Raw genomic sequence first — 12,487 nt, 5'->3', positions numbered from 1 at the left:
ATCTTATATCGATTTATAGAAAAAATATATGAAAAACTAATTGCTGCGCAAAATACGAAAAATAGGGTAAGCAGCAAAAATAGAAATACGAACATCAGAAATACAAAAAACGAAAAACGCCGCTGAAAACCCAGCGGCGTTGTAATTTGTACCCCCTAAGAGAGTCGAACTCTTGTTGTCAGATTGAAAGTCTGGTGTCCTAACCGTTAGACGAAGGGGGCTTCGAACCAAACCATATGATATTAACACTCAAAAAAGCAGTACGCAACTCACGGCGTGTTGAGGTTAAGTACAATTGCAAAGCTACGAGAACAGCGGCGGCAGAACATTATTGTGTTATGTAGGTGAAGTCGTGAATCGTGCGACCAGCCTCCAAGCCTTTGCGTTCAAAATTCGTAAGAACTCGACCAGCAAAGCGCTCAGATTCGCTAAAATCTGCGTGTGGAAGAGTTGCAGCGGTGCCAGCTGTACCTTTTCCTACGTGCTCAACTGGAAGACTTACGCTTAATTCGCCAATATTTGCAAAATCTTCGCGAGAATCCATAATCTCATGCACATGCAAAGCATAGTCCTCAATATCTGTAGCAATGCGCCAAACGCCCTCTTTACGCAACGCCTGATGGATTGTAGAGGCAAGCTCTGGTTGCACAATACGACGCTTATGGTGACGCATTTTAGGCCATGGATCCGGGAAGAAAGTCCAAACTTCTTCTAAAACTCCACAGTCGCACGCAGCGAAGAAATCAGGAGCGTTAATTTGCGCAATACGAAGATTAGTCAAACCTTGCTTTCCAGCAAGAAGCATTGTGTGAGCAACGCCTGGATCATAAACTTCAAGCGCTAAAAAGTTAGTTTCCGGCAAACGTTCAGCTGCGGCAACAATGTTTTCGCCTTGCCCGGAACCAATTTCAACAATAAGCGGATTATCATTCCCCCACTTATCACTAATCCAATCATGCGTAATGTTCAAATTTTCGCGCAATCTAAATGAGCCAGGCGCTTCAGTAACGTCTAGCAGGTACTGACTTGCATAACGCTCCTGAGCGTGCTGTAAACGCGCATCTAAGCGCCCAGAACGACGCACAAACGACAATACAGTGCGTTGCTTGGCTTGCATAGTGTTTTCGTTTTCATTTTCAATGCTCATGAGATTACTTTCGTTATTTGGGCTATATGCCTTTAGTTTAAATTCGCATGATTTTAATCATGCTCGTACGCATCGCTTTTATGCTACCAAAAAGTATAAAAAAGCAGCGAAAGTTGTTAAACAAACGCTGCTCAATTAATTCTTTAGCAAATACAATTTTTAGGAGAACAAGTCACGCGCAGTATTGTCGTTCGGAGCATCCTCTACTTTGATATTCACTTGTGCTGGGCTTAGCAAAAATACCCTAGGAGTCACACGCTCAATAGAACCGCGAACACCAAATACAACTCCAGCAGAAAAATCAACAATACGATACGCAACTGATTCAGTTACACCAGTAAGGTTTAAAACCACTGGAACACCGTCACGCAAAGCACGACCTACCATTTGCGCATCATCGTAAGACTTAGGATGAATTGTAGTAATACGACTCATACGACTAGCATTCGCACGAGCAGAACCACCACGCAAATCATTACCATGTTGCGACACAGCAGGAGTTACCGAGCGATCATTATCGAATGACGTTTCTTGAACATCAGATTCAGCATAATCATCATCCTCAGGCACATCTGCCATACCAACGTATGACATCACGTTCTTCATAAAGCCAGCCATGAAGCAACCCTCCTCTCGTTACGCTTAACGCAGAAAATCAGGAATATCTAATTCGTCAGGTTCAGCAGGCTGCTGTACAGGAGCTGCAGAAGGAGAATATTGCTGATTCATTGCAGGCTCAAACATAGAAGGCATAGAAGCAGGTTGTTCTACTTGTGGAGCAGCTTGAGCTTCCTCTTTGAAAGATGACGTAGACTGTGCAGGAGCTACAGGCTTAACATCTGCTTGCATATCAACAAACTGACCAGCTTTAGCTGAGGACTCCTCCGCCTTAGGATGAGCATCAAATCCAGCAGCAATAACCGTAACTCGAACCTCATCGCCGTAAGAATCATCCAAAGAAAGACCCCAAATAATTTGAGCTTCTGGATGAATAGCTTTACGAACAAGTTCAGTTGCAGCAGAAGCTTCCTGAAGCTTCAAATCACTTGGACCTGCGATATTAATCAAAGCACCGTGAGCACCCTCAATGCTTTCTTCCAGCAATGGGGAGCTAATAGCAATTTCAGCTGCCTGAGTTGCACGATCCTCGCCCTTTGCAGCACCAATACCGAACAATGCGGTACCTGCTCCGCGAAGAACAGCTGTAACATCAGAAAAATCAACATGAATGTAAGAATTCATGGTAATTAAATCAGTAATGCCTTGCACACCTGCGAGCAATGCAGTATCTGCAGTCTTAAATGCTTCAATAATTCCAATAGTACGATCAGAAATTTCCAAAAGACGATCATTTGGAATAACAATCAACGCGTCAACTTCTTTGCGAAGATTCTCGATACCAAGTTTTGCAGATGCAGCACGTTGCGGTCCTTCAAAACCGAATGGACGTGTAACAACAGCAATAGTCAAAGCACCTTGCTGATGAGCTGCACGAGCCACAATCGGGCTTGCACCAGTACCCGTACCACCGCCTTCACCGCAGGTAACAAACACCATGTCAGCACCCTTAAGCGCCTCTTCAATGTCTGATTGATGATCCTGCGCAGCCTTAGCACCCTTTTCAGGGTCAGCACCAGCGCCCAAGCCTCGGCTCGAAGCATCAGATAATGAAATCTTTACATCAGCATCAGAACGCAGTAAATCTTTAGCGTCAGTATTAATGGCCACAAACTCTACATTCTGTAGACCCTCGCTGATCATCCGATTGACGGCGTTACCGCCGGCACCACCGACGCCGACTACCTTGATGATGGTTTTGTCGTTGAAATTGTCAGTCTGGGCAATCTCGCTCACCGTTATCTCCTGTCACTCACGCACGTTTACACAATATTTTAGCGCAAAACGCTCGATACTGACGACGTTTTCACAATAAACTGAAAAAATGTCACTGTTTTGATAATACACCGTGCTATATGCAAATATGAGCACAAGGTGATTTTAATAGAACATTATCGAAATAATCAGTGCAAAAAAATGACGAAAGCCCTAGAAAACACTAGTAACTTGCATCCATTGGATCATCACCAAATAACGCCTCTCGCTCTTCGTGACTAGTTGTACGAGAATCTAACCACCCATACGGCAAATGAACTTTTTTAGCAAATCTAACTCGTCCACGCGGCGTGTCTAACACTTTTTCTGGCAAACGAAGAGAACCGTCAAGCATATCGAGATTACGTTGAACATCCTCAATTGACTCGCACTCCATAAACGCTTTACGAGTGCCACCACCAACAGGAAAGCCCTTTAAATACCAAGCGACATGCTTACGCAAGTCGTGAACAGCCATACGCTCGTCACCATCATAAAACTCAACTAAGAGCTTCAAGTGACGCAAAATAACGGAACCAACTTCTGTCAAAGTAGGATTCACACGATTATCGCTACCTTCGCAAGCATTGCGAATATCAGCAAACAACCATGGGCGACCTTGGCATCCTCGACCGATAGCAACGCCAGCGCAACCAGTTTCCTTAAACATTGCGAGCGCATCTTCCGCACCCCAAATATCACCATTGCCAAAAACTGGAATATCGAGTGCTTCTACAAGCTCGCCAATACGCGTCCAGTCTGAATGACCACCATAATATTCTGCAGTTGTACGAGCATGCAAAGTTACAGCAGCGCATCCTTCTTCTTGCGCAATATGACCAGCTTGAATAAAAGTTTCATGATTCTCGTCAATTCCAACGCGGAATTTAGCTGTAACAGGGATTCCTGCTGGTTCGCAAACAGAAACAACGCGATGCAAAATTTCTTGCAACAAATCAGTTTTCCAAGGAAGAGCAGAACCACCGCCGCGTCGCGTCACTTTTGGAACTGGGCAGCCGAAGTTTAAGTCAACGTGATCAGCCATGTTTTCGTCGACAACAATTCGAGCTGCTTGCTCTACAATAGAAGGATTTACACCATAAAGTTGCAAAGAGCGCACTTTTTCGCTAGGAGCAAAACGGCATAAACGCAATGCTTTTGGATTTCGTGCAACTAAAGCTCGAGCTGTAATCATTTCTGCTACGTAAAGCCCGTCCGGACCAAATTCGCGGCAGATTACGCGAAATGGCCAGTTAGTGATCCCAGCCATTGGAGATAAAACAACAGGAGTTGCAATATGAACTTTCCCTAAATCCACTGGTTTTATAGAAAAATTCATATTGCTTTAACTCCGTTCACTGTAATAATAATTTTGCTTATTAATGCTTAAGCACTACTCAAATACGTATTAGTACAATCCGCCAGCAGTCGCGATTTGTACAGGCTTAGACTCGTCTTCGCCAGCTTCTTTAGCAATATCCGTAGCACCGTCGGCTGCACGAGTACCAACGATTTCAACAGGACCTTGCGGATACTTAACGCGCTTTTCGTTAATTCGGCTAGCGACGTAATCTGCAACCTTGTCCAAGGAAACACGCTCTTGTTGCATGGTGTCGCGCTCGCGAATTGTAACAGCATGATCTTCCAAAGTATCGAAGTCGACTGTTACGCACAAAGGAGTACCAATTTCGTCCTCACGACGATAGCGGCGACCAATAGCTCCAGCCTCATCGTAATCGATAACCCAATCATGCTGACGCAAATCTGCAGCCAAATCTTGAGCAACAGCTTGCAATTCTGGCTTCTTGCTCAAAGGCAAAACTGCAGCTTTAACAGGAGCCAAACGAGGATCAAGTCGAAGAACAGTGCGCTTGTCAACTCCGCCCTTAGTGTTTGGAGCTTCGTCAACGTCGTAAGCATCAACCAAGAATGCCATAAGCGAGCGCGTAAGACCAGCCGCAGGCTCAATAACGTAAGGCACATACTTTTCGCCAGTAGCCTGGTTGAAGTAGCTCAAATCCTCGCCGGAATGCTTAGCATGAGCAGACAAATCGTAGTCAGTACGGTTTGCAATACCCTCAAGCTCTCCCCAATCCGAACCTTGGAAGCCAAATTTGTATTCAATATCGACAGTGCGCTTGGAATAATGGCTTAGCTTCTCTTTAGGATGCTCATACATGCGCAAATTCTCTGGCTTTACACCCAAATCAACATACCAATTTACGCGTGTATCAATCCAATACTGATGCCAAGCTTCGTCTGTTCCAGGCTCTACAAAGAACTCCATTTCCATCTGCTCAAACTCGCGAGTGCGGAAGATGAAGTTTCCAGGCGTAATTTCGTTGCGGAAAGACTTACCAATATTCGCAATGCCAAAAGGCGGCTTTTGACGAGCAGAAGTCATGACGTTCTTAAAATCAACGAAAATACCCTGAGCTGTTTCTGGACGCAAATAATGCAAGCTATTTTCGTCTTCAACCGGTCCTAAATGAGTGCGAAGCATCATGTTGAAGTCACGTGGCTCAGTCCAGTTTCCGCGAGTACCACAATCTGGGCAAGCAATGTCTTTTAATCCATTTTCTGGCATCTTGTCGCCATGCTTTTCAGCATAAGACTCTTCCAACTTATCTGCACGATGACGCTTATGGCAATTCAAGCACTCAATCAAAGGATCGTTAAACACGGAAACGTGACCGGAAGCAACCCACACCTGTGAAGGCAGAATAACGGAAGTATCCACTCCAACAACATCTCCACGCGTGGTCACCATGTAGCGCCACCATTCGCGCTTGATATTATCTTTTAACGCAACACCGAGCGGGCCGTAATCCCACGCAGAACGCGTGCCACCGTAAATTTCGCCGGCTGGGAACACAAATCCTCGACGCTTAGCCAAGGAGACGACTTCATCAAGCTTTGAAACAGCCACAATACACCTTTTCGTAAAACTAGAAAATTCGGGTGAAAACGTTGCTATTATAGAAAAACCCTGTGACGCTTGTAAAATTGTTAAAGTAATGCAAATTTATAAGTTTGTTGACGCATTATTTGGCGTTGTCTTGTTTTGCTAGATTTGCATAAGATTACGATTTTAAAGGGATTGTTACTATGAGTGAAAATAATAACGAGAATACAAACGACCACGCGAACGAGCACAGAACTAACACGGTCGCGGCGTTGTGCATTGCTCCAAGCGGAGTCGGAGACGAGTTGAGCGAGTACGTGGCGGATGCTGTACAAGTAATTCGCGATTCTGGATTAAAGAACGAAACTAACGCAATGTTCACGAATATTGAGGGCGAATTTGATGACGTTATGCGCGTTGTGAAAGATGCTACGATGACTTTAGTTAGTAAAGGATACCGTACTGGAGTAATACTAAAATTAGATATTCGCCCTGGTTTTAGCAATCAAATTGACGCAAAAAGTGCGCTTGTAGATAAGATTCTCGACAAACGAAATAAAGAAGAATAAAACTAAAATCAAATAATCTCAAAACTCAAAAAAGTTATAATAAAACAAAAGAAAGCAGGAATTTATGCTGCAACTTACGGCAGTTCAGAAAATATTATCCGATTTAGATGAAACCCAAGCAGAACGAGAAAAACAATACAAATACTTTCATCAACATCCTGAACTGTCAATGAAAGAAGATCATACAGCTCAAACAATTATTGATATTCTTAGCAAAGCTGGGATTGAAACAAAGCGAGTTGGAAAAACAGGCGTTGTGGCAGAGATTAAAAACGGCGAAGGTCCTGTTGTTGTTATGAGAGCGGATATCGATGCGCTTCCAATTAAAGAAAATTCAGGAAAAGATTACACTTCAACAGTTAGTGCGCAAGACGAAAATGGCAAAACGGTTGGAGTTTCACACGCTTGCGGTCACGATTTTCATATTTCCAGCCTACTTGGTGCCTTGAAGGCTTTTAATGAGCATAAAGATGCTTGGAAAGGAACGTATATTGGCGTTTTTCAGCCTGGAGAAGAAACAGCTCAAGGCGCAAAAGACTTGGTGGAAAATGACATTATGAGCATGATTGCAAAGCCTGACGTTTACCTTGGTCAGCATGTGTTGGGTGCTATTCCTGCAGGAACAGTCGGTATTCGTTCGGGCGCGTTCTTAACTACTGCAGCTTCGATTCGCGTGCACATTTTTGGTAAAGGTTCGCATGGTTCTATGCCTGAGTTGAGCGTTGACCCGGTGGTTGTTGCTTCGTCAATTGTGCTTAAATTGCAGACGATTGTTTCTCGCGAACTTGCAGCTAAAGATTACGCAATTGTTACAGTTGGCGCGCTTAATGCAGGAAGTAAGTCGAATATTATTCCTGATGATGCCGAGCTTTTAATTAACACAAGAACTTATAGCGAAGATACTCAAAAATTTGTGCACAATGCTATTGAACGAATTGTGCGTGGAGAGTGCGAGCTTGCAAGATGTCCTAAAGAACCAGAGTTTACGTATTATGATTGCTATCCGCTTACAAATAATGATCAGAATGCGTCTTTGCGCGTGCGTAAAGCTTTTGATGAATACTTTGGAGAAGATTCTGTAGATATTTCGCGCGCTTCTGCTTCGGAAGATTTTTCTATAGTCGCGAACGCTTTTAAAACTCCTTACGCTTACTGGGGCTTAGGTGGTTTTGCGGATATGCAGAATGCTCCTGGAAATCACAATCCGGCATTCGCCCCAGATTTGCAGCCCACTCTTAATCGCGGATTAGAAGCTGCAGTTGTGGCAGCTTGCGCTTGGCTCACTAGCGAAAAGTAACAAATCTTAGTGAGATACTAGGCGTTTTTTACGCCACCAAACCTGCGGTCGCGATGCGCATAGCGGTCAATCGACCTCCACAGCGCTTCGCGGCCGTAATCCGGGAATAGTTCCGGCACAAAATCAAGTTCCGCGTAGGATGCTTGCCAAGGCAAAAAGTTGCTAGTGCGCTGCTCGCCGGAAGTGCGAATCACCAAATCGCAATCTGGAATATCCGGATTATACAAGTGCTCAGCAATCATTTTTTCACTTACACGATCGCCTTTAATTTTGCCATTTTGAATTTCTTTCGCGATTTGCGCGCAAGCATCCGCAATTTCTGCACGACCGCCGTAATTTATGCAAAAAACAACGTCAATAGTTTTATTATTTTTGGTGATTTCTTGCGCTTTTTCCAACTCGTCAATAACAGACTTCCACAAACGAGGGCGCCTTCCTGCCCAACGAACTCGCACTCCCCACTCGTTCATTTGCGCAACTCGCCTATGGATAATTTCCCTAGAAAATCCCATTAAAAAGCGCACTTCTTGTGGAGATCGCTTCCAATTTTCGGTAGAAAAAGTGTATAAGCTTAAGTAACGAACTCCTGCTTCTATAGCTCCTGCAATAACGTCAAAAACTACCGGTTCTGCAGCTTTGTGACCTTCGGTTCGAATCATTCCGCGCTCTTTTGCCCAGCGTCCGTTTCCGTCCATAATCACACCGACATGACGAGGCACTTTGCCCTTAGGAAAATCTGGTATGTGAGAAGGGTCACTAAAAGGAGCCGCTGGAATATCGAGCGACTTATAATCCACGTTTTCAAAAGCCATACTTACGAATGTAACAACCCCATCGAACGAATAGGTCGCTCAAGATAATATTCAGCCCATTGCTGAACGCATCGCATAGTAGAAGAATCAACCGACACTCCGTCAAGAACAGACCAGTTTCCTTGCGCAAGAGCACACAATTGCAAACGCGTCGAATTAGCACAAACTATTGAATCCGGAGTGTGATCGCTTGCACACATCATTCCACCTGCGCAAGGCGAAAAATAGCATAAATCTTCATTTTTCCCACATACAACACAAGCTTGTAGTCGCGGAGACCACCCAGCTAATGACAATGCTCGCAATATATACGACACGCCAATAGCATCAGGAGAATGCTTATGCTTGGACAATGAAAGTAAAGCCGCAGTAAGTAGACGATACTGCCCTAGCGTATCTTGATATTCACGCCTGTATTCATCTGTATATTCGTTAGAAACAAGCAAATCCACAACTTCAAGCATGACGTTTGCATACTCATAGGACGTATAATCTGCACAAATTTCACCAGCATAAGCAGCAATAGAAACAGCCTGCGAGACTACATCCAAAGATTTACCTTGTGCAAGAAGCAAATCAACACGCATAAGCGGCTCAAGACGACCACCAAAACGTGATTTAAGCCTACGAACTCCCTTTGCAACAGCACNCCCAGCTAATGACAATGCTCGCAATATATACGACACGCCAATAGCATCAGGAGAATGCTTATGCTTGGACAATGAAAGTAAAGCCGCAGTAAGTAGACGATACTGCCCTAGCGTATCTTGATATTCACGCCTGTATTCATCTGTATATTCGTTAGAAACAAGCAAATCCACAACTTCAAGCATGACGTTTGCATACTCATAGGACGTATAATCTGCACAAATTTCACCAGCATAAGCAGCAATAGAAACAGCCTGCGAGACTACATCCAAAGATTTACCTTGTGCAAGAAGCAAATCAACACGCATAAGCGGCTCAAGACGACCACCAAAACGTGATTTAAGCCTACGAACTCCCTTTGCAACAGCACGAACTTTGCCATGCCGCTTAGTAAGAAGCACAACAATCCTATCCGCTTCACCTAAAGGAAAAGTACGAAGCACAACAGCTTCATCGCGATACAATGGCATAAATCAAACTATATCTTTTTTAATAGTTAGATTAATTACGATCGTTATTTTCCGAATCGTCGTCGCCTTGAGAAGAGCTACCGAAATTAGTAGATTCATCAATATGACCAATAATTGGGAATGACAAATCTGGAATATCTAAACTCAATGGCTTACTCGGCTGCAAATTAGAAACATGCAACTCCGGAATATTAAGCGAAGAATGCTGCGAGGAATGCTGTGCAGAATCTTGAGGAGCAAATGATGGAATTGATTCATCAGGAGCAGGAGCCGCAACAGGCTTAGGTGCAGATGAATTATTGCGATTACGAGCTGCAGGAGTGAAAGAAGGAGGTAGCACAGAAGATTCAGAAGAGTTTCGCATTACTGTAGCGCTTTGCAAAAGCTCGTCATTGCTATCAGTATCGTTAAGAACATTAGAAGGCTTACTTGCAGCAGCATGAGGTGTAAATATTGCGCGCTCAGACTTATTTAACGCTTCAAACGAATCATTAGAATCTTGATTAGCATAATCTACAGGAGCAAAAATGCTTTGTTTATCATGATTTGGCACGCTAGGTATTGAGCGAGGTGCAATCTTAGACAATCTATCCGCAGTGTCTTCATCATCCACAGCATCCTCAACAGGTTTGAATATTGAAGAAGCAGAAGGTGCAGTGGCAGAAGCGGAAGAAGCTGCAGAAGCAGCACTGAAATCAGATGCAGGCTTTATTGAAGGAGCAAATGATGGAACAGGCTCTTCAGAATGGTTATAAGATTCCGTAGATTCTGAAGATTTAGCAGGCTCTTCAGCTTTAGTTACAGGAATAACAGAAGGAGGAACAGAAGCAGGAACAGAAGCAGGAGCAGAATAAGATTCAGATGCTGCTCGAGAGTATGAGGAACTACTATTATCCGCATCAACATACTGTTCTACACGCTCAAAAGATTCCAAGCTGCTAAGCAAACGCACACAAGCGTTTAAATAATAATCAACTTGACGCTCATCATAACCGTGCTTACCGTTTTTTTGCGTAAAAATCACATTAGAAACATAAGCAGAATCAATATCTTGTAATGTTTCTTTGTCCGTTTCCCACTCAAGCTCATGACCAAGCATAAGAGCAATCTTATCTAATGCTTGATCGACCATAATATCCACTTGTTTACGCGCATAAGACGGGTGATGCGAAGAACCACGATCAAAACGATCGCGATAATCTCTTTGAGCATGTTGCAAAAGTTTACGATAAAGCGCTTCTACACGAGCTTTCCATGCAACTCGTCCGCATTGCGCCAATTCTTGCTCAGTGCACTTATCTACTACCGCACGTTCCAAACGCGATAACGCAGCATCAACTTGACCAATAATGTAACCATTACGCTCCAAGTCAAAAGAAACCTCTTGAATATCTTTCTGCGTAAGTCGAGCTTCATCGCTTTCGTACAAAGTGTGAGCACGCTCTAGAAAAGCATTCACCTGTGCGACGTTATATCCTAACTTACGCTTACCCACACGCTCCATTGCTGAAGCATTACGAGCGGTATCAGGTTTCTGAGCCATCGAATATCGACCTCCTGAGCACATGTTCTTATTCAGTATACTGTACGCGATTGTTACGACGCGCGCCACACGTTGCATTCGTACACACCATCATGTATGTTTTTAATTTGTTGCAAACGGGCGATTAGCTCAGCTGGCTAGAGCGCCACCTTTACACGGTGGATGTCGGGGGTTCGAGTCCCTCATCGCCCACTTTCTGCTCTTTATTTGGTTTCTGCTTTATTTGGTTTATTGTTTTATTTCACATTGCAGCTTGGCAATTTATTTGCACCACGACCAGAACCAATAGCTTTTAACGCTTTGTAAGCATCATCCAATGTTTTTACACTTACAACGCGCAAACCTTGTGGCACATGCCCAACAACTTCATTGCAATTATCGTAAGGCGCTAAGAACCAAGTAGCCCCATCTCTTTTAGCTGCAATCATCTTTAACCGAATACCACCAATTGCACCAATTTTTTGCGATTTTTCAATAGTTCCAGTTCCGGCTATCGTCTTACCACCAGTTTCTTGTTCAGGAGTAAGCTTGTCAAGAATTCCTAGAGTGTACATCATTCCGGCAGACGGTCCACCAATATCTTCAATATGTAAACGAACTTTTACATCTTCTTTTTTAATTCCAAGATGCTTAGACGCGTACTGTAACGCAACATTTTGAGCAAGGCTTTGCGAATCATTCATCTCGTTCGTGGATTCCTTCTCATACTCGTCAGCACTCTGCCCTACTGGCACAATAGCTTCACGAGGCAACAAACTTTTATGAGGATCCATCCACGAAATCAATGAATAAAATGTTGAAACCTCATATCCAGGAACACCAGAAACATTGACAGTAATCAACAATAATTTACCAGTATCATGATTTTCTTTTACTCGAGAACCAGACATATCAATCACAGGAGTATTTGATAGGGATCCTAAAACATCCTGCGTTGGACCAGGCTCTTCTACGACGTATGCACTTGGAAGCGACAACGCAAAAATCGCAACAATTACTGTAAAGAATCCTGCAAAATATCGCAAAGAATGCGAAGTAATGTACAAAACTAAAGCATGAGACAGCGAGCGCAAGGATCTAAAACACGCACGGAATACACTAGCACCTGTAGAAAAGCGAAACATGCTTGTATCATGACACAAGCCCTATATAGTTTTGCTTTAAAATATATTTGCACGCAAGTTATAGCACATAAAACCATATTATCGAGTAGAATATTTGTAT

The 12,487-nt window shown here is 43.6% G+C and carries 10 protein-coding genes, 2 tRNA genes and 2 pseudogenes; 3 read left to right on the top strand and 11 right to left on the bottom strand.

Going from position 1 to position 12,487, the window contains the following annotated elements:
- Positions 1-149: 149 nt before the first annotated feature.
- The 6 genes from A5295_RS03790 to A5295_RS03765 all read right to left on the bottom strand — a co-directional run bounded on the left by A5295_RS03790 (position 150) and on the right by A5295_RS03765 (position 5,948).
- Positions 150-221, bottom strand: a tRNA-Glu gene (locus A5295_RS03790).
- Positions 222-328: 107 nt separating this feature from the next.
- Positions 329-1,147 carry a tRNA (guanosine(46)-N7)-methyltransferase TrmB gene (gene trmB / locus A5295_RS03785; RefSeq protein ID WP_064621740.1) on the bottom strand — a complete coding sequence of 273 codons (819 nt, stop codon included), beginning with the start codon at positions 1,145-1,147 and terminating at the stop codon, positions 329-331.
- Between the two features lie 159 nt (positions 1,148-1,306).
- On the bottom strand, positions 1,307-1,765 hold the full coding sequence (locus tag A5295_RS03780) for a cell division protein SepF (protein ID WP_004105139.1): 459 nt from the start codon (positions 1,763-1,765) through the stop codon (positions 1,307-1,309).
- 24 nt (positions 1,766-1,789) lie between these two features.
- Positions 1,790-3,001 carry a cell division protein FtsZ gene (ftsZ, locus tag A5295_RS03775; RefSeq protein WP_064621739.1) on the bottom strand — a complete coding sequence of 404 codons (1,212 nt, stop codon included), beginning with the start codon at positions 2,999-3,001 and terminating at the stop codon, positions 1,790-1,792.
- A 202-nt stretch (positions 3,002-3,203) separates the two neighbouring features.
- A complete protein-coding gene (gene dusB / locus A5295_RS03770; RefSeq protein ID WP_064621738.1) occupies positions 3,204-4,358 on the bottom strand; it encodes a tRNA dihydrouridine synthase DusB in 1,155 nt (384 codons plus the stop codon).
- A gap of 69 nt (positions 4,359-4,427) precedes the next feature.
- Positions 4,428-5,948 carry a glycine--tRNA ligase gene (locus A5295_RS03765; RefSeq protein WP_064621737.1) on the bottom strand — a complete coding sequence of 507 codons (1,521 nt, stop codon included), beginning with the start codon at positions 5,946-5,948 and terminating at the stop codon, positions 4,428-4,430.
- Positions 5,949-6,127: 179 nt separating this feature from the next.
- Here A5295_RS03765 and A5295_RS03760 point away from each other — a divergent pair, with 179 nt between their 5' ends.
- Both A5295_RS03760 and A5295_RS03755 read left to right on the top strand, forming a co-directional pair.
- Positions 6,128-6,493, top strand: a complete 366-nt coding sequence (locus tag A5295_RS03760; RefSeq protein ID WP_033888601.1) for an MTH1187 family thiamine-binding protein — start codon at positions 6,128-6,130, stop codon at positions 6,491-6,493.
- A gap of 64 nt (positions 6,494-6,557) precedes the next feature.
- On the top strand, positions 6,558-7,790 hold the full coding sequence (locus tag A5295_RS03755) for a M20 family metallopeptidase (RefSeq protein WP_064621736.1): 1,233 nt from the start codon (positions 6,558-6,560) through the stop codon (positions 7,788-7,790).
- A 17-nt stretch (positions 7,791-7,807) separates the two neighbouring features.
- On the opposite strand, the gene A5295_RS03750 is transcribed toward A5295_RS03755, so the two are convergent.
- From A5295_RS03750 to A5295_RS03735, 4 genes and pseudogenes are all read right to left on the bottom strand, one after another.
- Positions 7,808-8,602: an isoprenyl transferase gene (locus A5295_RS03750; protein ID WP_012913948.1), complete on the bottom strand. Its 795-nt coding sequence runs from the start codon at positions 8,600-8,602 to the stop codon at positions 7,808-7,810.
- Between the two features lie 2 nt (positions 8,603-8,604).
- Positions 8,605-9,237 (bottom strand): annotated as a pseudogene (recO, locus tag A5295_RS06350) (DNA repair protein RecO); the annotation flags it as partial.
- Positions 9,238-9,252: 15 nt separating this feature from the next.
- A pseudogene (gene recO, locus A5295_RS06480) lies at positions 9,253-9,720 on the bottom strand (DNA repair protein RecO); the annotation flags it as partial.
- A 31-nt stretch (positions 9,721-9,751) separates the two neighbouring features.
- Positions 9,752-11,263: a DivIVA domain-containing protein gene (locus A5295_RS03735; RefSeq protein WP_012913947.1), complete on the bottom strand. Its 1,512-nt coding sequence runs from the start codon at positions 11,261-11,263 to the stop codon at positions 9,752-9,754.
- A gap of 118 nt (positions 11,264-11,381) precedes the next feature.
- Here A5295_RS03735 and A5295_RS03730 point away from each other — a divergent pair.
- Positions 11,382-11,455 (top strand) — tRNA-Val (locus A5295_RS03730).
- Between the two features lie 44 nt (positions 11,456-11,499).
- On the opposite strand, the gene A5295_RS03725 is transcribed toward A5295_RS03730, so the two are convergent.
- Positions 11,500-12,387 carry a PDZ domain-containing protein gene (locus A5295_RS03725; RefSeq protein ID WP_004110543.1) on the bottom strand — a complete coding sequence of 296 codons (888 nt, stop codon included), beginning with the start codon at positions 12,385-12,387 and terminating at the stop codon, positions 11,500-11,502.
- Positions 12,388-12,487 lie beyond the last annotated feature (100 nt).

The organism is Gardnerella sp. 26-12 (assembly GCF_001660745.1).
Lineage (GTDB): Bacteria > Actinomycetota > Actinomycetes > Actinomycetales > Bifidobacteriaceae > Bifidobacterium > Bifidobacterium swidsinskii.
This window is presented reverse-complemented; position numbering and strand designations above follow the sequence as displayed.

Bases quoted from the DNA above. Each gene is read 5' to 3' on its own strand.
- trmB (WP_064621740.1), bottom strand. From the start codon at position 1,147: ATGAGCATTGAAAATGAAAACGAAAACACTATGCAAGCCAAGCAACGC.
- A5295_RS03780 (WP_004105139.1), bottom strand. From the start codon at position 1,765: ATGGCTGGCTTTATGAAGAACGTGATGTCATACGTTGGTATGGCAGAT.
- dusB (WP_064621738.1), bottom strand. From the start codon at position 4,358: ATGAATTTTTCTATAAAACCAGTGGATTTAGGGAAAGTTCATATTGCA.
- A5295_RS03760 (WP_033888601.1), top strand. From the start codon at position 6,128: ATGAGTGAAAATAATAACGAGAATACAAACGACCACGCGAACGAGCAC.
- A5295_RS03755 (WP_064621736.1), top strand. From the start codon at position 6,558: ATGCTGCAACTTACGGCAGTTCAGAAAATATTATCCGATTTAGATGAA.
- A5295_RS03750 (WP_012913948.1), bottom strand. From the start codon at position 8,602: ATGGCTTTTGAAAACGTGGATTATAAGTCGCTCGATATTCCAGCGGCT.
- A5295_RS03735 (WP_012913947.1), bottom strand. From the start codon at position 11,263: ATGGCTCAGAAACCTGATACCGCTCGTAATGCTTCAGCAATGGAGCGT.
- A5295_RS03725 (WP_004110543.1), bottom strand. From the start codon at position 12,387: ATGTTTCGCTTTTCTACAGGTGCTAGTGTATTCCGTGCGTGTTTTAGA.